The organism is Sulfitobacter sp. (genome assembly GCF_036961165.1).
Classification (GTDB): Bacteria; Pseudomonadota; Alphaproteobacteria; order Rhodobacterales; family Rhodobacteraceae; genus Sulfitobacter.
On the sequence record NZ_JBALVJ010000061.1, the window covers coordinates 1 to 21,510 of the forward strand.

General features: G+C 55.8%; 14 protein-coding genes, 1 tRNA gene and 1 pseudogene. 5 read left to right on the forward strand and 11 right to left on the reverse strand.

The window, feature by feature from the left end; genetic code table 11:
• The first annotated feature begins 1,017 nt into the window (after positions 1 to 1,017).
• Entirely contained in the window at positions 1,018 to 1,752 is a 735-nt protein-coding gene (locus V7730_RS18010; protein WP_335748978.1) for a sulfotransferase domain-containing protein, read from the forward strand.
• A gap of 823 nt (positions 1,753 to 2,575) precedes the next feature.
• Here the strand turns inward: V7730_RS18010 and V7730_RS18015 are convergent.
• Positions 2,576 to 7,360 (reverse strand): aminotransferase class III-fold pyridoxal phosphate-dependent enzyme, encoded by a 4,785-nt coding sequence (locus tag V7730_RS18015; protein ID WP_335748979.1) that lies wholly within the window; start codon positions 7,358 to 7,360, stop codon positions 2,576 to 2,578.
• A gap of 491 nt (positions 7,361 to 7,851) precedes the next feature.
• Between V7730_RS18015 and V7730_RS18020 the strand changes: the two genes are divergently transcribed.
• Positions 7,852 to 8,241, forward strand: coding sequence for a hypothetical protein (locus tag V7730_RS18020; RefSeq protein ID WP_335748980.1), 390 nt, complete (start codon positions 7,852 to 7,854; stop codon positions 8,239 to 8,241).
• A gap of 303 nt (positions 8,242 to 8,544) precedes the next feature.
• Here V7730_RS18020 and V7730_RS18025 read toward each other — a convergent pair whose 3' ends face one another.
• From V7730_RS18025 to speB, 7 genes are all read right to left on the reverse strand, one after another.
• Positions 8,545 to 8,781: a hypothetical protein gene (locus tag V7730_RS18025; RefSeq protein ID WP_335748981.1), complete on the reverse strand. Its 237-nt coding sequence runs from the start codon at positions 8,779 to 8,781 to the stop codon at positions 8,545 to 8,547.
• Between the two features lie 207 nt (positions 8,782 to 8,988).
• Positions 8,989 to 10,341, reverse strand: a complete 1,353-nt coding sequence (locus V7730_RS18030; RefSeq protein ID WP_335748982.1) for an IS1380 family transposase — start codon at positions 10,339 to 10,341, stop codon at positions 8,989 to 8,991.
• A gap of 71 nt (positions 10,342 to 10,412) precedes the next feature.
• On the reverse strand, positions 10,413 to 10,661 hold the full coding sequence (locus tag V7730_RS18035; protein ID WP_335748983.1) for a hypothetical protein: 249 nt from the start codon (positions 10,659 to 10,661) through the stop codon (positions 10,413 to 10,415).
• Between the two features lie 92 nt (positions 10,662 to 10,753).
• A tRNA-Gly gene (locus V7730_RS18040) sits at positions 10,754 to 10,827 on the reverse strand.
• A 39-nt stretch (positions 10,828 to 10,866) separates the two neighbouring features.
• Positions 10,867 to 11,709, reverse strand: a complete 843-nt coding sequence (locus tag V7730_RS18045; protein WP_335748984.1) for a class I SAM-dependent methyltransferase — start codon at positions 11,707 to 11,709, stop codon at positions 10,867 to 10,869.
• Positions 11,706 to 13,754, reverse strand: coding sequence for an ASKHA domain-containing protein (locus tag V7730_RS18050; protein ID WP_335748985.1), 2,049 nt, complete (start codon positions 13,752 to 13,754; stop codon positions 11,706 to 11,708). The genes V7730_RS18045 and V7730_RS18050 overlap by 4 nt, the downstream gene beginning before the upstream one ends.
• Positions 13,755 to 13,863: 109 nt before the next feature.
• Positions 13,864 to 14,823 (reverse strand): agmatinase, encoded by a 960-nt coding sequence (gene speB / locus V7730_RS18055; RefSeq protein ID WP_335748986.1) that lies wholly within the window; start codon positions 14,821 to 14,823, stop codon positions 13,864 to 13,866.
• A 136-nt stretch (positions 14,824 to 14,959) separates the two neighbouring features.
• On the opposite strand from speB, the gene guaB reads away from it, so the two are divergent.
• Both guaB and V7730_RS18065 read left to right on the forward strand, forming a co-directional pair.
• Entirely contained in the window at positions 14,960 to 16,408 is a 1,449-nt protein-coding gene (gene guaB, locus V7730_RS18060) for an IMP dehydrogenase (protein WP_335748987.1), read from the forward strand.
• Positions 16,409 to 16,803: 395 nt separating this feature from the next.
• Positions 16,804 to 16,950: pseudogene (locus V7730_RS18065) on the forward strand (transposase); the annotation flags it as partial.
• Between the two features lie 236 nt (positions 16,951 to 17,186).
• Here V7730_RS18065 and V7730_RS18070 read toward each other — a convergent pair.
• From V7730_RS18070 to V7730_RS18080, 3 genes are all read right to left on the reverse strand, one after another.
• Positions 17,187 to 19,415, reverse strand: coding sequence for an AAA family ATPase (locus V7730_RS18070; protein WP_335748988.1), 2,229 nt, complete (start codon positions 19,413 to 19,415; stop codon positions 17,187 to 17,189).
• A 45-nt stretch (positions 19,416 to 19,460) separates the two neighbouring features.
• Positions 19,461 to 20,477: a hypothetical protein gene (locus V7730_RS18075; RefSeq protein WP_335748989.1), complete on the reverse strand. Its 1,017-nt coding sequence runs from the start codon at positions 20,475 to 20,477 to the stop codon at positions 19,461 to 19,463.
• Between the two features lie 73 nt (positions 20,478 to 20,550).
• Positions 20,551 to 20,937: a hypothetical protein gene (locus V7730_RS18080; protein ID WP_335748990.1), complete on the reverse strand. Its 387-nt coding sequence runs from the start codon at positions 20,935 to 20,937 to the stop codon at positions 20,551 to 20,553.
• Positions 20,938 to 21,218: 281 nt separating this feature from the next.
• Between V7730_RS18080 and V7730_RS18085 the strand changes: the two genes are divergently transcribed.
• On the forward strand, positions 21,219 to 21,401 hold the full coding sequence (locus V7730_RS18085; protein WP_335748991.1) for a hypothetical protein: 183 nt from the start codon (positions 21,219 to 21,221) through the stop codon (positions 21,399 to 21,401).
• Positions 21,402 to 21,510: the final 109 nt, after the last annotated feature.

The window sequence follows — 21,510 nt, forward strand, 5'->3', positions numbered from 1 at the left end:
GTCCGCCATCGCTCTCACAGCAACCGTCATATTCTGGTTATGCGTCCTGAGCCTAGGAGTGTAGCACAGCGCGTGGGGAGTGATGGACAGGAAAACGGTCGAACCTTCCCTTTGTGGTTCTTGATAGCGTTCTGAGACGATGACAGAGCCTCCTCAACATTCCCAAAAATACGCCTCAAAGAGTCTGTACTAGGGACGCGTTTTGAAGTGTGCAGGTCACAGCCAAGAAAACCGAACGTTTCAACACACATTCCCGCACCGGCCTTGTCATTGTCTGGCGAAGGTTCGTAAAGCGAAAAGCCAAAATCGCTCAAACACTTTTTAGTGAGACTGACGGATTTTTCCAACTCAGCTTTGGACTTCGCAACAATCAAGATGTCGTCAATGAATCGAACCCAACAATATCAAGCTGGTTAACTTCGTGACCCGTTTCATAAAGCAGAACATTGCCCGCGAATGCAGATAGCGATGAGCCTTGAGCAACGGTTCAGGGTTGCGCCAGTCACTCATGGCCCAAAAGGTTGTCTTTCTGATAAAAAGCACGCGGCAATGCTGCGCGCAGTGCGAGACTTCTCCGTGCAGAACGGCGCGGATGCAGACACCTCGGAGTTGTGGAACGGACTGAACATGCGGAGATTGTCCGTAGCGCCCAGACCGACGCGGCTATGGTTCAAGGCCCATTGCAGTTCCGTGATTCCAGGTGGACGGCAGAAACGCGGTTGTTGATGTATGTGATTACGTCCCACCCCGTGGGAGATACGCCGGTGGGCGAGATGCGCACGCTGCAAAGCCTGTTGTGAGAACTGGACGATGTAGACGTAGGCTGGCGGAGCTGGGCGTGGAAGCTGACGGATATGGTGGTGAGCCAAGTGAAGGCCATAAATCCTGCCCTGATCGCGTGTCAGATGCACGAGCCACGGTACAATTTGGACCAGCGGCTTGATCGAAATCCAGAACGCCATTACCAAGTGACGGATGGCATTCCAGTTGAGACGTGCCGGCCAAAGGAAGTCAAAAATGAAAAGTGTAATCGCTGCATCAATGCATAAAGCCGGCAGCACAGTTGCCAACTCCATCCTTTTGGATTTCTTTGGTGCATTGCGCTATGAGATTGACGACATTTCAAATAAATCCTGGGCTTCACCCCTCACAGAAGCCGAGTTTTACATCGATTATCAAAAGAACATTCTTGCTGATGGCGTTTATTATGGCATGGCTCGTGGACCTTATGTTGCGAAAATGGACAAGATCAACTCGCTCAGGATGATCGTGCAGATCCGCGATCCGCGTGATTGTCTGACCTCGCTGTACTTTTCGCAAAAGGAAAGTCATAGCCCGCCGCCTGATCCGGAAAGGGCAAAATTGTTTTATGAGAGGCGTGAAAAGAGTGGCGAGCTGAGTATCGACCATTTCGTCCTTGCCCGCGCAGAAAATTACAGACGACGAATGGAAATTCTTTCGAAGATCATCAACAGTCACAGCGATTTCCTGGTTCTGAAATACGAGGAAATGACAGAGAACACCCCCAAATGGTTAGGAAAGATATCGGATTTTCTGGATCAGCCAATTTCCGATGAACTGCGCTCAAAGTTGCACAAAAAAACTCAATTTTCGGTTGACGTCGAAGATAGCTCCAAACACAAACGGCAGGTCACGCCCGGTGATCACAAACGCAAACTCAAACCTGAAACGATTGTCCAGCTCAACAATATATTGACACATGAGCTGCAATCATTTGGCTACGCTGAGTAACATGTGGACCCCGGAAAAAAAATGCAGTTGCACGTAACCGCCACTCAAGGCATCCTTCTGGCAAAGAAGGTTCCGTACGGCTAGTGGTTGCTAGCGCTACAGAATATCCCAATTTTCCCACGACATGCGACTCGTCAATTCCGGGGATCGAAACGTTCATACCGGCAAAGTAGTCTTGCGGGTCGATCAGCGAATACCATTCGTTTGTCAGCACTCCATCTTCGAAAGCCGCAGTACCTATTGAGCAGATAGAGGCCATGTTCGCATTTGCTGTCTCTACGTCAATGGCTACAAATTCCATCCCAGCGCTCCATTATTTTCGGAGTCCATTCCGGCAGTTTTGGACCCGTGCCGTCAAGGCGCAAAAAAGGCGTATGGCGACCTCGTTGGCTCAAGGTTATTGATCTTGCATCCTGACCTGATCGAACAATTTTAATCGGAATAATAGCCGAAATATGCGGGCTATCGTATTTTACCAGCTCTATGATCTAAATGACCGATATCTTCCAAGGCTTCGTTCTTCTAGTGCATCGAAGTCGGTCATGCCAAGACAGCGATAAGTCCGTTGAGACGTAAACGCCAATCTGATTTTCAAATGGTTGAAGGACACTCGGTTTGCACCTGCGACCATTGAGGCGGATGAAAGCCAGACATATTCCGGGTAAAAATGCCCCTCAGATGTCCCGTAAAGAGACGACAGATGCGCATTGACCTGACAGACTAGTATTTTCGGACTCTCACTTGCTGACGATGGGCGGCATGTCTGCAAGTATGAGACGCGCGTTAAGGGCAGCGCGAAGTGCAGGCATAAGCTGTTGATTTTTCATTCGACGGGCAATATCTCCAGCGCGCTTGCAAATGTATTGTTCACCTCGGCCTCCTGAATAGCTTCCAGGGCGCCGTGATAGGCTTTGACCGTTAGATCCAGTTCTTCGTCCCCATGCGCAATACTTGGCAGCATGTAGCCCCGGAATGTCATGACGCCGCGTTTCATCAGCTCCTGTTGAAGCAAGGTGCGCTTGAACTTTCGCAAACCGGCCTCGGGTTCGTTGAAACGACAGAGCATTCGATAATGCGGCCCGATAATGCTTGCATCGACGCCAATATGTTCAGTCAACGCAGTGATCTCCTTGCGCAATTGCGACCCGAATTCGGCAATTTTCCTCGGGACATCATCGCGGCGATAGATGTTGATGGCCGCCTTCGCTGCGGCGAAGGCATGGGCATCGTTCTTGAAGGTGGGGTGATAGAACAACCGGCTGAGAGCCGGAGCGAGCACATCGCGCCGCCCGACCAACGCGGCTAGAGGGGCACCGCTTGTCAGCGCTTTGCCGAAACAGGTAAGATCAGGCGTGATGCCAGTGGCTGTCTGCACACTCCCCTTCCGGTGCCGGAAGCCGGTCATGATCTCGTCGAATATCAGCAAGGCCCCCTGATCCCGCGCAATCTCAGCGATTTGTTTCAGAAAGGCGACATCACCGCTGCGCACAGGACCATCCACGCTGACCGCCTGTGCCGCCGGCTCGACCATGACAGCTGCGATATTTCCCGAATATTTCTGAACGAGCTGCATGAACTGTTCGATATTGTTCAAGTCGAACCGGTGCGCGGCGCCGTCCCCTTCCGCCTTGTTGAGTGCTGGCTCAAAAACCTGGGCGAACGGATATTGCCACCCGTGAAAGCCTGAGAACAGGATGTGGGTCTTCCCGGTATGAAGCCGCGCCGCCCGAACGGCTGCCGTACAGGCATCGGACCCGTTTTTCCCGAACAATACCGTTTCCGCGCATGGGAAAAGGTCACACAGCAATCGAGTCACATCCGCCTCGTCAGTATGCGGCAAGCTGAGGATGGCGCCGCTGGAAGTGGCCTGCGCCACGGCATCGGCAATCTCGGGATGAGCGTATCCCAGCAGCGCGGATCCCCAGCCCATGTTGTAATCGATCCACTTATTCCCGCGCGCATCCGTTATTTGAGCGCCGGATGCATGAGCGATGAGGGTTGGATAAGGTTCGCCGGTGCGGCTCCGCGGAACACCCTGCGCCGGGCTGAAATAGGCGGGATTGTTGCGATGCATGGTATCGGTCCAGCGCGTCGTGTGGTCATCGAGGGCAGGGCTGCGCTGGATAAGTACACACAGCGGCTCCACACCCCTCTCATGAAACCATGCGACGTTCTGCTCGACGAACGAAAAACTGACATCCCATGCCCCAAGGCCTGATGGCAGCGCTTCCATGAAGTACAGGGTGACAGTCTGCCCCGGTTCCACGTCATGCGGCAAGGGTTTGATGGCATGGACCTCGTTTTCGAGCCGGAACACGAGGTTGACACTGGCCGCAGCGCTCGCTGCATGTGGCCAGCGTCGCTTACCCGTATTACGGACCGTCAGGTAAAAACAGAACGGCGTTTCCTCGGCCCAGCTTTCGGGCAGGTTATGTGCAATCCATTCCACGCCGTAATCGCCGACCTCTTTCGAGGTTTCCGTTGATCCGGCCCGGGTCAGATGCGCTAGGGAAACAGACAGGCTGTTCCTAATGGCTGTATTGATCTCCTCCCGCTCTGCCGGGAGAGCTAAACTCGTCTCGAGCAGGTCGATATGATCGGCGTTCAGGTCGCCGGCATGGAGCTGAAGTCCAAGATTCAACAAAGCACCCTCGCAATTTTCTGCGCTCTCGAAGACAAAATATGCCCGCGCGCCGGGCTGTACGTCTATTCTTGCCGAAACATCGCCTGCTAACTGACCGTTCAGAAGGAGTTGCAGACGAACGCCATTGGCTGAGTTGCGCCATGGCGATGTACCGATGTTTTCCAGATACACGCGCCCGCGAAGGCGCACGCCTTCATCGCACCGCTCAGGTAAATCAAGGCGCAGGATACGGGCTGCAAAAGCGCCGTTTCCACGATCCAGCATCTTTTCTCCGGGTGGCAGCGGGACTTGCCCCAACGCCGCTTGATCGAGCATCCGGTTGTGAGCCTTCGTCAGACTTGCCGGGATATCAAGACCATAGGGACATTCGCAGGAAACATCGGGACAATCCTGACATGGTGCTTCTCCCATCGGGTGAAGGCGGAAATAATCTACATCTGGCCAGGTTTCAAAGGACTCGGCTGGTTGGGCGGCAATCTGCGTGGCCCGAAATAACCAGGATACGGGCAGGCTGCGGCTGCAAAGCGGTTCACAGGCCCCGCACCGGCTGCACATGTCGGTGCGCAGCGTGGCAATCCGCTCAGTCAATGCACGCGTCTGCTCCGGTGCAATCGGCCCCGTGGCCCATCCGGCCCGTGCATTTTCGCGGGCCTCCACCGGCGTCGCCGTACCCGGCATCACCGTGCTGACGGCCGGGTCTTCGAGGATGGTGCGCAAGATTGTTGCGGCTTCCAGATTCTGCGGCCCCGCCCCATCAATCGGGTCGGGGGGGGCTGCCTTGCTATCCAGCATCAGACCACCTGCTAGCGGCATCATGACCATGATGCCGATGTTCTTTTCCTCGCATTTGCGAAAGAGGCGGTGGCGGTTCAGGGCCAGATCCTCAAACCCACGGCCTTTGGGGGGGTGCAGGCTGAGAAGATGAAACCCGAGCGGCGTATAGGACATCATAACCGCATCAAAGGCATCGCTGTCCACGATCCGTTCGATGAAGTCGGGTTCGCCATGGGTGGTGCAGAAACTGTGCCCCAGCCTTCCCTCGGCCTTCATTCTGTTGAGGAATGCAACCATGCCATTTTCGCCCCAAACGTTTTCACCCAGAGCTTCGCGATCCTCGACCGCCGCGATCCCGTAGAGATCGAGACGATTGGTTTCAAGCAGTTCGCATGTGCGCTCGAAATGGCTGATGAAGTGGTCTACAGGGCCGTTGGTGTTGCCATGCACATCATAGCTGTTTGCCGCCATGTAGACTTTACGGTCGGAAAGGCGGATCGCCTCAGCGACGATTTCATCGGCACCCTCATAATCGGCTGAGACATGCACGATATTGATGCCGTTCTCGAAGCCGGTATGGAGCGTTTCAATGGCCTCGGCGCGCGACGTGATGCGTAGCTGGTTCGTGCCGATTCCTACAGGAGACACCTTGAGGCCCGTGCGGCCGAGCAGACGCATCTGCATCCCTGGTGCGTCTGGGTCGACAGCCGTTTCCTGCTGCATTCCCTGCACCGAACCTGCCTGCTCTACCCGAATGGCCGGAGCGGCAAGGGAAACTGAAGCCGCTGGATTAGGCTCAACCTTCTTTGACATCGCGGGCACAACGGTCGGTGCATTCGCCGTCGGTAGGATCTCGGGATGGGGCGTCTGCTCTTCTGTTAGTTCCAGCGACGGTGCAGTGGCCTTCTCCTGCGGGAGTATAAGCGCCTTTTCCAGAGCAATTGGACGGGCTAATTCCTGCGGAGGCTGCGGCGCTTTTTCCTCTATGGGTAAAGACGCCGTTTCTATAGGAGGGATGCTGTTAAGGGCCGCGGAAAGTTGCTGTATCATCTCCTCTTTTTCCTGGAGAGCCTGGTCCTTTTGCTCGCAATGGTCGAACAGCATCTTGACCAGTTCTTCCAGATCGGCAGCGGTGTTCTCAGAGACAGAGTAATCGCGCTCCCTGATCAGCGATTGGATGGCGCTGATTTGACGGGTCGCAAATGCACCTTGGATCTGGTCGACGACCCTGTTTTCCGCAGCAAAGTTATCGCCAGTGAAGCCGTATTGCACCTGCAATCCTGCTGTCAGGCATAGATGTTTGAGATGCGCCAGCGCCGTAATCACTTCCCTTGACGGATTGGGAAAATCATAATCTATGTCGATGAGAATGTCTTTTACGCCAACTTCTTCTGCACGGATTGCAAAAGCACTCAGATTTTCCTCGGAAAAATTGTCATCTCGCATGATATATTTTGCTGTCACAATACTCCCAGCACTCAAATAGCGGCCCAGATTCTCCCACACCTGTTCGAGGTAGTCCTGTTGCTTCATGGCGAAGTAGGTCTCGGGCAAACCGGCATCGATCGAACAAATGATATGTATTTTGTCGGCATAGGGCGATGTTTCGACGAATTCCGGGAACCGCACAGCATTGCTGTGCAGGTAATGGAAAGCACCACGCTCGAGACTCAATTGCATGATTTCATCAAACTCGCGGTAGATTGTCGGCTCACCGCCACCCCAATCAATGATGGCATCCGGATGGAGTAAAGCCTCATCATAAAGGTGGCGAATTTGTTCGGCGATCTTGTAGGGTTTGAATCCGCTTGAAAAAGAAGAAGGATCCTGCGTCTGAAGAAAACAATAGTTACACTTAATATTACAGTGTGAATAATGGGCAATTCCCACAATGTTGAATTGATACGGCGATCTTTTCCATTTTTTCTTCTCTAAATGCGCGCACCCTTTGCATTTATCATGAGTTTCGCCATTTCTCTGCTTTTCCAGAATCTCGCTGCGTGATTTGATGACTTCTTCGATTGGCAAGGGCCCGCCATTATAGTCGGCAAAATGGGGCATTCCCGAGTCATGATGCACAATAAGGCACGAATGTAAGCTGCGCCTGTTGAAAGCGAGGCCCCCTTCGAGCCACTCACAACTTTCATACGCTTCAAGAGAGCCCTGTGTCGTATCGATATGATCGTTCAAGGCGAATTCTCCCGTATGTTTAATGCGCTGTCGGATAAAATGGCAATCATGTAAACCACGCTCACGATGGCATGGTGCTGCGCAGGACTTCAAGCTCTATTCAATGTCACCAATTGCCGGTGTGGTCGGATATCTTGGGGTTCTTAATGCCAGTGATGCCACGCCCGTCACGTTTGCCCCCGATCAGTTTTGGTAAGGGCACTATATTTGAGAACTTTGCGTCCAATGCGGAACCCGCGACCGATGCTGGTTATTCGTGGACAAAATGCGCGACAAAATAATGGATAGTATGAACTGGAATAAACCGTCAGATGACATTTCTGAACCGCTTGGAACTGGTTCCTGAAGTCGCGCTGGTCAATTTGAGTGGAAAGAAAACCTCGGCTAGGCTTAACCTTCCACAAACTGTACCTTGCAGGGAACTTGAGCACGGGTCCAATGAAATTCTAAGCGTGCATAAACTCACCGCAACCTAATAAGATAAGCCCACCATGAACATAATCGAGGCACTAGAGCGGAAGCTACACGACAGCGCCACGACTGAGGGCGAAAAGCGAGGCATTCTTCGCAAGCTGGAAAAACTAAAGCGGGAACGCACAGCCGCTTATGCTCAACAGTCGGCGGACTTGCATTCTGACGAACACTTCTCGGAAAAAGCCGCGTACCAAGCCGCCACCGAGGCGGGGGAGCACGCAAGGGCTAGAAATTCAACCGCACACATAGCCGCAAAAGCGCCTGCAGCTGCTACTAACGCAGAAGTTCGTGATCTGCCGCCGTGGCTTAAACGGCTTGTGTGGATCGTGTTGCTTGCGTTGTTCGTCTGGCTCACAATTGAGGTGGTTCCCATCCTACTTTTGTTCGTAAACCGCGGAGTTCTATGACGATCAAACAACTAAACCGCCATACCCCAAGTACGTGTAACATCTCAAACGCAATATCTACCGCTTCAGAAATCGAAACCAGTGCCCGCTTGTCAACATTTTTGTCCATCGCTCCATCACTCCTCGTCGTTTTCAATCAAATCGCTTCGGTCATATGCTCGCGCCTCTTCCGACCTGACTTTGTGGCCAAGGATGAATTCGGAGAAACGGCGCGGCTGGTTTTTGTCGATGCACAGAAGCGGATAGCGGTTTAGATTTGGGGGCTGCGATTATTTACTAAAACTAACGATCTTTGGTAATAAGTTACGTAAGTCTTTGATAATAATGAATTTTAGTTGCTGGGAGCGCCAAACGAATTTCAAACGTTATCCTGCTGCTATTGTTGTATGCATTGGATACTTCAGCGCCCGCTTCAGCCTTGAAGGGCATGATGTTGATGCCTGCTTTGCCTCCAGCTTTGTCAGAGTTTCTTTCAACTACGGCAACGTCAAATTGGACTAATGTAACGGGCGCAAATCCATCATAGCCGACATTCCCCAAGTGGCCTGCTGCTTGACGTCAACTTTGCCTGATCTTGCCACCAGATCAAGTGTTTTGCGCTTTCAGGCTCGACTGCGGCCGTCAGAGCGGTCGAATGTTGGTGGATCGGACCGCGAATGAGCATCACCTTGGTCATGCGGCCAAGTTTTGCAGCGTGGCGAACGGACCTGTCCTGCCGATTTAGCTTAGTTTGGGTCGGGATTGCGGTCACGCACATGACGGCGGCGCTCGTAATCGGTGGATTGCGGCAAGGATGGCCCTGATCATAGCACCGGTGACGGCAACCTCGGCGAGTTGGAAGGTGATGGCGCGGGCGTGACGCACCACACGGGCGCCGATCTTGATCAGTTTCAGTTGCAAGCTGGTCAAAGACCAATCGGCCATGGCCTCGGGTAATTCGATGCATCGCAAGAAGGTCGCCAGGTTGTAGGCCAGCGCATGCAGTTGCAGCCGCACCTCGTTGTCGCGGAACCGTTTGCAGGACAGGCGCGTCCAGTGGAAGGCGTATTTGCCTTCCTTGATGTGTTGCTCGGCGGTGCCGCGCTGATTGTAGAATCGCACCACCCAATCTGGGTTCATCGGCAGGTTGGTGACGATGAACCCGATCTTTGGGAACAGCTCGCCCGGATGCCATTCGATCTTGGCGATGACACGGCGAGGCTTGTCCCAGCTTTGCGCCTGATACTCGAAATCCTCGTAGAGGCGCTTGACCTTCGTTGGCGACGGACGCCCCACAGGTCGGGTCAGCCGGTGTGCGATCTTCCCTTTCAGCACGGCATTGGAGGGCAGCCGGATGGCGTGAAAATAGCCTGCCTCTTCCAACCGCGCGTAGATCGCGGGGATCGCATAGGCGGCGTCGGCGCGGAAAAAGCGCATGATGTCGCGCTTGGCATATCGGGCGATCACCGGGTCGAGCACATCCTGCCAACCGTCGGCGCTGTGGACATTGCCATTGCGCAGGGCGCAGCGCTCCAGCATGCCGAACTGGTTGAACAAGAAGTTTGGGTGGTAGCAGGTGCAGTCGAAATGCCCGTTCCAGGCTGTGCCTTCCTGATCGCCATGGGGCGGGCTGACCGAGCTGTCCATGTCCAGCGTGATGTACTTCAGCCCGTTGCGATCATGAAAGCGGTCAATCCACGTGCCGTTCAGATCGGCCAACGCCGCCCGGTTCTCGGGTAGGGCCAGCGTCTCGGTCTCGAACCGCCCCATCTGCGATGCCGAGGCTGCCTGCGCATCGACGGCACGGCCACCGACAACCTGGCGCATGACGGGATCAAGAGCCAGTCGGTCGGCGTCGTTGACGTCCTCGTAGCCCGCAAGCCGACCATAGACCGATTGTCGAAAAAGCCCGTCAAGCCGGTGAACGGTGTTCTTGCCACGGCGGCTGTCATTGAGCGCACCCGACGCAAGATCAGACAGCCCGAGCACGTCATCCAACTCGCGCATCACCAGAAGACCGCCGTCGGAACTGAGCTGCGTGCCACGAAATTCCAGCCGCACCCGGCGGTCAAAACCAAGCCGCCCATCACCCGTTTCGCGTGCACCCTCTGGGTGATCCATAATCCGCCACCTTCAGCCCGATTAACATCCTGAAATATAACACGTTACTGGCAATAGGAGGTGCGAAAACGTCAAGTTACTTGGGAAATGCGGGCATGGTACTGAACGTCGGTGTTGCCGCCCGTCGTCATTGCCGGATTGACCAGCAGACCCAGGTTATCATCAGCCAACTCACTACTAGCTTCGTATATCGATTGAATAGTTGCTTTAATGAATTCTTTGAGTTTCAAATGAATAATTTTTTTTCGCCCTACGAAACCGCGACTTACCCAGACAAAGGTGATTGAAATATGGGTGACTGATAAGCAGTCTTTGCTCAAATGAGAGTGTTTTTGGGTTGGTGGGTTTTTTTGCGGGCTGATCTACGCTCTCATTTAAAATCTGAGTAAAATCAACGGGATGCAGTTCTATCTGGAGCGGGTAACGAGAATCGAACTCGTAACTAAAGCTTGGGAAGCTGCCGTGATACCTTTTCACCATACCCGCGCGCCAGTGGCTTTGACCTAAGCCGCACGGGGTCAAGCGTCAAGAGGATTTGCGTGCTGTGACATAGTTGATTTGAGCGGGCAGGGTGACGCCGTCGGCTGTCTCGAAAGGCACAAGCGCCTCTGTCAAAGCGTCCATCAGGCGGGTGTGTTGCGCGCTGTCCGCGTTGTAATGGCCCAATGTTTTGTTGGCGGGGCCGATGCGGCACATGACGCGGGCCATTGCCTCTGCGCCATCGGGGATGGTCAGTATTTCTGCTACCGTTTCGACTTTAGTGACAAGACCTGCGTCATCCATAATTTGCGCAATACGGGCCGGATCGCGCAGTGAAAACGGGCCCGGACCATCCGGATCAGACTTGGGCACCGGACCGAGTAACTGGCGGGCGACTTTTGCTGGCAGGGTGAAAAACGGGTTTTCCGCAATATCCGCCCACGCCGAAAACACGATACGCCCTTCATGGCGCAATGCGGTGGCCATATTTTTGAACGCGGCTACGGGATCATCAAAGAACATTACACCAAAGCGCGACACGATCCGGTTCGCGCTTTGAGGGACGAAAGGATGGCTTTGGGCGTCTGCCTGAAGGAAGGCGATGTTGTGCTGCCCTTTCAAACGGGCATGCGCCGCTTCAAGCAATGTGGTGGAAATGTCGATACCCGTCACATGCCCCCTATCGCCAATGATCTCCGCCACAGCCAGCGTGCTGGTGCCTGCACCGCAGCCGATGTCCAGCACACTGCGTCCAGACCGAAGTTCGGCACGCGCCAGTGTGCCCTCCAGAACCTTTGCTAGAGCGGTATCCATCGCCGTGCGTTGGTCAACCCAAAGCGGGCCCGCCTGATCGGTCCAAAAGCTACGCTGGTCGCTGTTTCCGCTCATCCGCGGCGCCGTCTGCGACCACCACCCGCTCCGGTGCCGTCGCCGCCGCCGCCAGTGTTGAAGGTGCGGGTTGGCAGGGTGACGATGGAGTTAAGGATCGGGAAAGGCTCCACCGCGTTTGGCATGGCCGAGGCATTCACGAAATGCTCCTGAAAGCGCGGCTCGATCGCGGTTTCGATCTTGTGGATGTTGCGCACGGTTTCCTCGATCTCGGCGCGAGCCTCGCTGTTGAGAAGGGCGATCCGTGCGCCGGTGCCGGCGGCATTGCCCGCCGAGCTGACCTTGTCTAGCGGCGCGTCAGGGATCATACCTAGGACCATCGCGTGTTTGCTGGAGATATGCGCCCCGAAGGCACCGGCCAGCACTATACGATCCACCTTGTCGACGCCGAACTTATCCATCAGCAGACGCGCACCTGAATAAAGCGCCGCCTTGGCCATCTGGATTTCGCGGATGTCGCGGTTGGTCACGGTGATCAACGGGCCACCGTCTGCGGTGCCGTCATAAACCATATAGCTGTTAGTACGCCCATCCGCGAAGACCGCAGATGATCCTGTCTGTTCGGCCGTGCCGATCAGGCCCGGCGCATCGACTATGCCATGCATGCGCATCTCTGCCACCATCTCGATGATGCCAGAGCCGCAAATGCCGGTCACGCCGGTCTGGGCGATAGCGGCATCAAATCCTTCCTCGTTGGACCAAAGATCAGAGCCGATGACTTTGAAGCGGGGCAGCTTGGTCACGGCGTCAATTTCGACCCGCTCGATTGCGCCGGGGGCGGCGCGTTGGCCCGAGCTGATCTGCGCGCCTTCGAAGGCTGGACCGGTGGGCGATGAACACGCGAGCACTTTTTCACGGTTGCCCAGCAAGATCTCTGCGTTGGTGCCCACGTCTACGATCAGCACCAGATCATCAGAAAGCTGCGGGCTTTCCGACAAAGCCACGGCAGCCGCATCCGCGCCGACGTGCCCAGCGATGCAAGGCAGCAGATAGATTCGCGCGCTTTCATGGATGTTGAGGTCGAGATCGCGGCCACGCATGCGTAGCGCGTTAGATGTCGCCAGCGCAAAAGGCGCTTGGCCCAGCTCGAACGGATCAATGCCAAGGAAGAGGTGGTGCATTACCGGATTGCAGACAAACACTGCATCCACGATCAACTGCTTGTCAATCTCTGCCTCGGTCGCGAGCTGTGTGAACAGGCCGCACATCCCTTCGCGCACCGCCAGTGTCATTTCTTCGGCACCTTTAGGGTTCATCATGGAATAGCTGACGCGGCTCATCAGGTCTTCGCCAAAGCGGATCTGCGGGTTCATCACGCCCGATGAGGCAACGACTTCGCCAGTTTGCAGATCGCACAGGTGCGCCGCAATGGTGGTCGAGCCGAGATCGACAGCGACGCCGTAAATCGTGCCCTCATAGAAACCAGGCCAGATGTGCATAATGCGCGGCTTGTTCTCGTGATCACCCAAGTGGATTGCGACAGTGACTTTCCAGTTACCCTTACGCAGAATGGGTTGCATGATTTGCAGGATGTGCAGATCGGAGGTGACATCTTCAAGATCCCACTGCTGGTGCAGGGCAATCCGCAAGCGTTCCAGATCGCCAGAGGGGTCGTGCATGTCAGGCTCGGCGACTTCGACATAGAACAGTTTGGTCGATGGGTTGAGCGTTATGTCACGCACCTCGGCCCGTTTGCGCACCACCTGTTTGTGAACTTGGCTTTCCGCAGGGACGTCAATGATCACATCTTTTAGCACAGTCGCCTGACAACCCAAACGACGGCCCTTTTTCAATCCGCGCTTGTCGTCGTAGCGCGTCTCGACGCTGTTCCACTCTGACAGCGCGTCTGCCTCGACCGTCACGCGATGCTTTGAAAACTCGCCGTAACCCGGTGTGATTTGGCATTTTGAGCAGATACCGCGCCCGCCACAGACGGAATCAAGGTCAACGCCAAGTTGCCGTGCAGCTGTCAGTACAGGCGTGCCCACAGGAAAGCGTCCACGCTTGCCCGAAGGGGTGAAGATAACAAGTGGATCATCGCTCATGCTAGGTCTTCCCGAGATATGTTTCAGAGCAACATAGCCAAGCATTCGGGCAGGGGAAGACTGCACACGTCATAATTAGGTTGAATGGCGTCATTTCAGCGTTTTAGGTTCAGGTCTCGCGGCGGGCATGGAAAATAAAGCCAAGAAAATTTAGCAAGATTTGCGCGGCAAGGATCTGGGTGGAGCCTGCGGGGTCGTAATCTGGCGCGACCTCGACCAGATCAATGCCCACAATTTCATGGCGGTTTGCCACGGCCTGCAACAGCTCAAGCACTTCGTAAAAGAGAAAACCGCCGTGCGAAGGCGTGCCGGTACCTGGTGCTATCGAGGGGCAAAAGGCATCAATGTCGATGGTTACATAGAGCCTTGCACCAACAGGGATATGCGCGAGCACGCCTCCGGTCCCCATCGCACGGGCCTGACGCACGCTGATGATGTCAGACCCCATGGCGCGCGCGTCATCATAGCCTTCCTTGGCGGTGGAACTGACATTGCGGATGCCAACTTGTGTAAGGCCTGTGACATAGGGCTGCTCGGCTGCGCGGCGCATCGGGTTGCCGTGACCGTTGCGCACGCCGTGCCGTTCATCCACGAAATCCAGATGCGCGTCGATTTGCAAGATGTGGATGTCACCTTGGCCGTCAAAGGCGCGGATGCAGGGGATGTTGATGGAGTGATCGCCACCGATGACCACGGGCAGGGCGGCAGCGTCCAATGCAGCGCGCACACCGGCCTCGATATTGGCATGGCTGGCTTCGGTGTCGGTGTGGATGATGTCGGCGTCACCCATGTCCACAATGTTCACGTCACCGGGCAGATAGGTCAGATCATCCTCATGATCATAGGCGCCTGCATGACCAAAGCTGAACAGGGTGGAGGCTTCGCGCACGCTGCGCGGGCCAAAGCGCGCACCGGCGCGATATTGCGTGCCTGCGTCAAACGGCGCACCAAGGATCGCCACATCGGCATCCAGCTTGGCCCAGTTGGGCTCATAAGGGCGTTTGCCGAAAGTCGAAATGCCGACAAATGGCAGGTCCAACCTGCCGCTCTCATACCCGTGTTTGCTCATCACATTCTCCTGTTCTGCCGCAGCTTTGTGCAAGCGGTGATCAAATGCAAGATGTGAGCGTCTCGGGGTCTTTCCAATCCAGTCTATCCGTGAAATAGAAAACCGCCAAATGATGCCATTACCCTTGGAGGTTGTTATGGAGATTCGTGAGGCTCTAACGTTCGATGATGTGTTGCTGGTTCCCGGCGCCTCATCGGTCCTGCCTTCCACCGCAGATACCCGCACCCGCGTGACCAATTCCATCGCGCTGAACATCCCTTTGCTCAGCTCGGCTATGGATACGGTGACCGAAGCACGCATGGCTATTGCCATGGCACAGGCCGGCGGTATGGGCGTGATCCACCGCAACCTGACCATTGACGAGCAGGCCAAAGAGGTCCGCCGCGTCAAACGTTTCGAAAGCGGGATCGTTTACAACCCGATCACCTTGACGCCCAACCAGACGCTGGCCGATGCCAAGGCGCTGCAGGCACGCTATAACGTCACCGGCTTTCCGGTGGTCGACGAAACGGGCCGCGTCGTTGGCATTGTGACAAACCGCGACATGCGTTTTGCCCATCTTGACGACACACCGGTGCACCTGATGATGAGCACTGACAATCTGGCGATCCTGCAAGAACCAGCAGACCGTGATGAAGCCATTAGCCTGATGAAAGCGCGCCGGATCGAAAAGCTGCTGGTGACTGATGGCAAAGGCGTGCTGACTGGCCTGCTGACCCTCAAAGACACCGAGCAGGCCGTGCTCAATCCAACCGCCTGCAAGGACGAGCTTGGGCGTCTGCGCGTCGCTGCTGCTACCACCACGGGCGATGCGGGCTTCGAGCGGTCACAGGCGCTGGTTGATGCCGGCGTGGACATGATCGTGATCGACACGGCGCATGGACACTCCGAAGGGGTGGCGATTGCAGTCGAGCGCGCCAAGAAGCTCAGCAACGATGTGCAGGTTGTCGCAGGTAACGTGGCGACGGGTGAGGCGACGCGCGCGCTGATCGGTGCGGGCGCTGATGCGGTTAAAGTTGGCATCGGACCAGGTTCTATCTGTACCACACGTATGGTTGCAGGCGTCGGCGTTCCACAGCTGACAGCGATCATGGATTGCGCAAAAGCGGCCGGTGAGATTCCGGTTATTGCTGACGGCGGTATCAAGTTCTCCGGTGATTTTGCCAAGGCAATTGCGGCAGGTGCTTCCTGTGCGATGGTCGGCTCGATGATTGCCGGCACTGATGAAAGCCCCGGAGAAGTTATTCTGTATCAAGGTCGTAGCTTCAAAAGATACCGTGGTATGGGCAGCCTTGGCGCCATGGCCAGCGGTTCTGCCGACCGGTATTTCCAGAAAGACGCAGCGAGTGATAAGCTGGTGCCTGAAGGCATCGAAGGTCAGGTGGCCTACAAGGGTAGTGCTGCTGCCGTGGTGCACCAGATGGTCGGAGGTCTGCGCGCGGCGATGGGTTATACTGGCTGTGCAACCGTTGATGAGATGCGCAAGAACTGCAATTTCGTTAAGATCACCGGTGCTGGGCTGAAAGAAAGCCACGTGCATGACGTCCAGATCACACGCGAAAGCCCAAACTACAGGATCGGGTAAGATCATATACTGTTGAGATTTTAAGGGGCCGAGGTGAGAAATCGCGTCGGCCCCTTCTTTGGAACGCAAGGTGGACTGGACAGAACGAACCCAGAACTGGACTTTGCATCAGTTGTCAAACTGATGCAAAAAAAGATAGTGTAAGGCATAACTGATGCAGGGGATGTTGCTTCACCGGAGGCATCATCCGCATCAGTAAACTTATTCCCCATTATCAACCAAAAGAAGCGGGGGTCGAACCCACTGGATCGTATTGCGGCACTGCGGAATTTATTCCCGTTCGCTATTGGCGATCCGTCAGCACTGCATCTGCGAGTCTGGGCGCTTTGATCTGGGTGTCATGGGGCAGGACACGGGTCATCCGGGCCTCAACGCCCAGTCTATCGGGTAGGTAGTCCCGTCGTATCCAGATGGAGTTTCCCGAACTGCGCAAGCGCTACTGGGTTAGGCGTTTTTGGGCACATGGGTACTTTTCGACTACATCTGGAAATGTGACCGACGACATCATCAAGCAGTATCTGGAATTACATTCTGACGAATGATACTTACGGCAATAGCCGGAAGTAATACACTGTGCCAACTCAATACGGGGTGATAGAAATGGCTCCGACGGTAGGGATCGGAGTTAATTTCGCCCAAATGGCTTAATGTACTGATATGTTTGTCTTTAATTTCCAGCGATGATCATCAATTTCAGTATTTGTGCAACCTTTTGTGTAACCTCCTGTGATACCCGTACGATATTTCGCTCCGCCAAGAAGGTCTATCGATTTGCAGGTTAACCAGCCAAGATCTTCGTTGTTCGATCATGGCTTGTGATAGTGTGCGCCGCCAATATCTCGGCCAACGTTGCCCCGTCGATCTCCCGCTGCTCCAGAAGGGCTGCTGCCACCCGCTGCACCAGCTTTGCGTTGTCCTCAACGACTTCTTTGGCGCGCAGATAGTGGTTCTTGATATCCGAGTTCACGACTGATCCGAGGGGCGCGAGGGGGTCGAGATGAGCCAGCTTTACGGGGCTGAGGGACAGCAGGTTGTTTGCATAGAGGCCCCATGAGTATCTCGCTTTGAACGCAAGCTCGGTCGCCTGTTCCAGATCGCATTCTGCGCCGTTTGAGACGGATCCGAAAAGGACGGCTTCTGCGGCGCGGCCCCCAAGGGTGACGGCGATCTGGTCACAGACGGTTTTCTTTGTCGCGGCAAAGGGGATCTTGCCGAGATAGGCCCCACCGCGGGCCGTGATGCGCACCATGTCGGGCAGGGGTAGGCCGAGAATATGTGCGACAACGGCATGGCCTGCCTCGTGGATGGCGATGCGGTGCAGATCCTCTTGGCGTCCCTCGGGGGCGACATGGTCGACAGCTGCCTTGAGGTGCTGGTTGCCGAGCGTCGTGTTGCTATGGCGTGCCTGTCCGCGGGCGTCGCGTACGACGGCTGCAACTTGCGCGCCTGACATACCAAGCAGGCGGTCGGCGACAGGAGCAAGATCGAGCTCTTGTGAGCTTGCGCCGAGCTCAATCTCGCAGATCCGTTTGATCCCCGCGCGGTCGGGGTTCTCGAGCGCCGTATGCCGATCAAAACGTCCGGGGCGGATGATTGCAGGGTCCACGTTCTCTGGCAGATTTGTTGCGCCCAGAACGATTACACCAGCAGTGTTATTGAGGGTTGTGAGGTGCTCGAGCAGGGCGTTGACGATTGCGGCGACATAGCCGGAGTTCCGGTGAGAGACAGATCGTTTGGAAAATGAGTCCAGCTCATCGATGAAGTACACGCAGGGGACACAGGCGATCGCCTTTTCTACGCTCTCGGACAATGTCCGAAGAAAATCGCCCTGATGGCCCGCTTTCTGACAGATGCCGTAGCTGGTGGCGATGAGCGGGATACCGGCAGAGCCGGCGAGGGCCTGGGCGAGAAGCGTTTTGCCGGTTCCTGGAGGGCCGTAGAGGAGCACCGATGACGTGACCTCCGACCAAGGCAGATTGCCTGCCTGCCACTGGCCGAGGTCACTGAGGAGATGCTTCATGTCCTGTTGCGCTTGGGGCGGGAGATAGATGGCATCAAGAGACGGGCCCCGCGCCACTTTGCCTGTGCCGAGGCGGCGGGTCAGTGCGAGGAGGCGATCTGCAACCTCAAGCGTAGTCTGCTCTGCAAACGCGCTTTTGACCAGCGGCATGGGCAGTTCTTGCAAGGCAGCGTCGTTGGGGAAGCGACCGCGGATCGCGACGTCTGACAGCTTTCCGCTGATGGAATGGGTCTGCCGCAAAATCTCGATTACCATATCGCCCGTGACTGGGGGCAAGGTAGCAGTCCGCGTGCACAGCAGCTGCCCGCTGGGCGGCAGATCATCGCGGGTTCTGGCGACAACGATCACGTTGTTGCCTTTAGCGATCAGCCGGTCAACTTTGTCGTTGAACTCCTTGCGGCCGCGATTGCTTGATGCGGCATGAACATTCGGAAGCTCCGCAACAGCAATGCCATGTAAATGGATGCCTGCATCATCAAGGGCCTGTGCGGTCTGTTCCAAGATGTCCGGAAACATTTCGAAGAAGAGCTCGCGCTCTGCATCGTCGGGAATTGACAGCAGCGTAACCGCTTGTGGCGACACAAGAGACCGCGCCATCTCTGGCGTATTGAAGATGGCCGCAAAGCGTGCGGCAAAGATCATACGGGTCAGCGGCAGCTTTGCCTGCTGGAGGCGGGTAGTGCCATCGGCTGCGGTGGCATAGGGGTCAATGCCGCGCGACTGCCACTCAGCAATCTCTTCGGGTCCGAGATTGTCAGCGGCCGTGGTCTGGTATGAGGGCAGCGTGGGGACATCCTCGGGCGTGTCCGGGAAATCCATCAAGTCGTCGTCATTGTCGTCATCGAAGGGGTGCTTTGACTGCGTAAACCGGACAGGAAGATTAGTCCGCCGATGGTTCTCGGCAAAGACGCGCCGGAGGACTTCCTGCATCAGGTTGAGAGTGAAGGCGGGAGTTGCGCTATCGCGCGCGATAGAATGGTGGGGCATTGGCATGCCTCCTTTTGTTCAATGAAGAAGGGAAGTGAAGAAGGATCAGGCGGCGATGTGCGGATGCAAATCACCCGTGCCCGGGAAACGTGCCTCGATCTCGTCGAGCAAGCGGTGGATGAAGGGGGCTGCCTCGGGGCGGTAGATCTCGCGGGTGACGTTGATGGCATCGCCATACTCGGCCTTGGCCACAACACTGTCCGGAAACTGCGCGGTGAGCGTTCTATGCGCGCGCTCTTCCTCTGCCCGGGCGTCGTGTCCGCTCGGAAGGTTCACGACACGCAGCACCTCCGTGGTGATGCCCTTGTCGATGCCGAGCTGATGCTTGAGGCGCTTTGCCGGACGTGCGCTATAGCCGAGTTTGAGGACGGGGCGTCCGGGAAGATCAATCACAAAAAGGTAGATGTGGGAAGGCTGCGCCGTTCTGCCAAGGCTACAGCCCGAACAGGCGCAATCGCCCCAGAGCATGTTGCCGACCATGATATCCTGCGTCTGACCGCAGGTGTGGCGATAGCTGCGGTAGCCCGGTTTGCCGCTTGAGGCGGGACCAAGGAGGTCCCACCCAAATTTGTTTGCTTGCGAGCGATAACGCTCTTCGCGACATGGCTCGCAGCCGAGGCCATGACCTCCGTCAGCCGCGAGTGCTACCCGGTGAAACTGGCGGCGTACCTGATGCCCACACGAGAGATGGTAAAACCCATAGTGGCGGTTTTTGGGGTCACGCCCCAAGAGCACTGCACCTAATGTCCGGGCATGCTCAATGCGCTGGTGTCTGATGCAATGGGGGCATTCGGGGTTATGCCCGAGTACCACGTTCACGCGCTTTACATGCGTGCAGCCGCAGTCATGACAGAGCAGGGCGACATGCAGGCGGTCTTTGACGCGATCAACGATGGTGAAGCCCTTTTTGCGGGCAGCCTTCTGCCATTTTGCTTTGATCTTTCCGTCAAATGGGGGGTGCGTCGGGGTCGCCGAACGGGACAGCCGGACATAGTCGGGAAACAGTGCGGCAGGGGTGGATGTGTGCTCGGCAGGCATAGGGGAGACGGGGGGCAGCATCATGATGAAGCGCTCCTATATGTGATTTGAAAAGGGAGGGTCAGAACCGCGCAAGACGCGGTCCGTGCGCTGGAGATCAGGCGGCGTCCTGGGCGTGATCACGCTCGAAAAACGCGGCCTTCATAGACGCGATGCCGAACAACAGAGGAAGCGCCCGGTTCAACAGGTTGCGCAGGTCCGTGCCGCGCGGCGCAGATACGCGACGGGCGATTGCCGCTTCCATTGTCTCGCTCAGTGCCGGATGTTCCTCCGTCTCGATATCGAGCAGCGAGACCAGATCCTTCACCGTCTCGACAAGAAAAGGAACAGCAGTGGCACCTGCATGCGCGCGCAGAAACGCAAAGGCGGACGCTTCGGTCGCGACCCAGGCATCGGCCGTCGCTTCACCCGCACTCTCGACGGCGGAATAGTCGTGATGCGGCATGTGCTTCACATCCTGGTCCAGCGCGATGGTGCGCTCCATATGAAGCAGCACCTCCTCAAAAGCCTTGAGAGAAAACGGGGAGGGGTGGCGGAATGCGCTGCGCGCGTGGTAATCGTGAGCGTAGTCATGGGGATCTCCTAAGGATCTTTGTGATTAGGATGGCGCGCAGTTACAGCTGCTCGTCATCTGCATTCTATATGCAATACTGATATCAATATTGCAATAGGTCTTTTGTGGAAAGAGCCTCTAAAGGCCAAATTTGCCTTGCCGCGGAAGTTGTTCGTGATATTAATATCACGAACAGGCTAAGGTAGAGATAAATGGCACCACCGAAAAGAGATACGACAGGCGTGCTTGTGCGTCTTCATGCAAAAACACTCGAAGCTGTCGATGATCTGATTTCAAAGGAAGCAGATGATCCAAGCAGGCCGGAGATGATCCGCAGGCTGTTAAAAGCTACTCTTAAGGAAAAAGGATACGAGATAGGGGAGTGGGTGGAATAGGGAATGCTCTCGCGTTTCAATGGTTGTCGATTTTGTGGAGGTAATGTGCTGTGTGGGCGGAAAGCGGAAGTTCGCTGCGGAAGCAAACCGCAAGGTCACCTAGTACAAC

Excerpts from the sequence above, each read along its gene's own strand:
- V7730_RS18045 (WP_335748984.1), bottom strand. The coding sequence starts at position 11,709 with ATGAGCGGAAACAGCGACCAGCGTAGCTTTTGGACCGATCAGGCGGGC.
- V7730_RS18075 (WP_335748989.1), bottom strand. The coding sequence starts at position 20,477 with ATGATGCTGCCCCCCGTCTCCCCTATGCCTGCCGAGCACACATCCACC.
- V7730_RS18020 (WP_335748980.1), top strand. The coding sequence starts at position 7,852 with ATGAACATAATCGAGGCACTAGAGCGGAAGCTACACGACAGCGCCACG.
- V7730_RS18030 (WP_335748982.1), bottom strand. The coding sequence starts at position 10,341 with ATGGATCACCCAGAGGGTGCACGCGAAACGGGTGATGGGCGGCTTGGT.
- V7730_RS18085 (WP_335748991.1), top strand. The coding sequence starts at position 21,219 with ATGGCACCACCGAAAAGAGATACGACAGGCGTGCTTGTGCGTCTTCAT.
- V7730_RS18070 (WP_335748988.1), bottom strand. The coding sequence starts at position 19,415 with ATGCCCCACCATTCTATCGCGCGCGATAGCGCAACTCCCGCCTTCACT.
- guaB (WP_335748987.1), top strand. The coding sequence starts at position 14,960 with ATGGAGATTCGTGAGGCTCTAACGTTCGATGATGTGTTGCTGGTTCCC.
- speB (WP_335748986.1), bottom strand. The coding sequence starts at position 14,823 with ATGAGCAAACACGGGTATGAGAGCGGCAGGTTGGACCTGCCATTTGTC.
- V7730_RS18010 (WP_335748978.1), top strand. The coding sequence starts at position 1,018 with ATGAAAAGTGTAATCGCTGCATCAATGCATAAAGCCGGCAGCACAGTT.
- V7730_RS18050 (WP_335748985.1), bottom strand. The coding sequence starts at position 13,754 with ATGAGCGATGATCCACTTGTTATCTTCACCCCTTCGGGCAAGCGTGGA.
- V7730_RS18080 (WP_335748990.1), bottom strand. The coding sequence starts at position 20,937 with ATGGAGCGCACCATCGCGCTGGACCAGGATGTGAAGCACATGCCGCAT.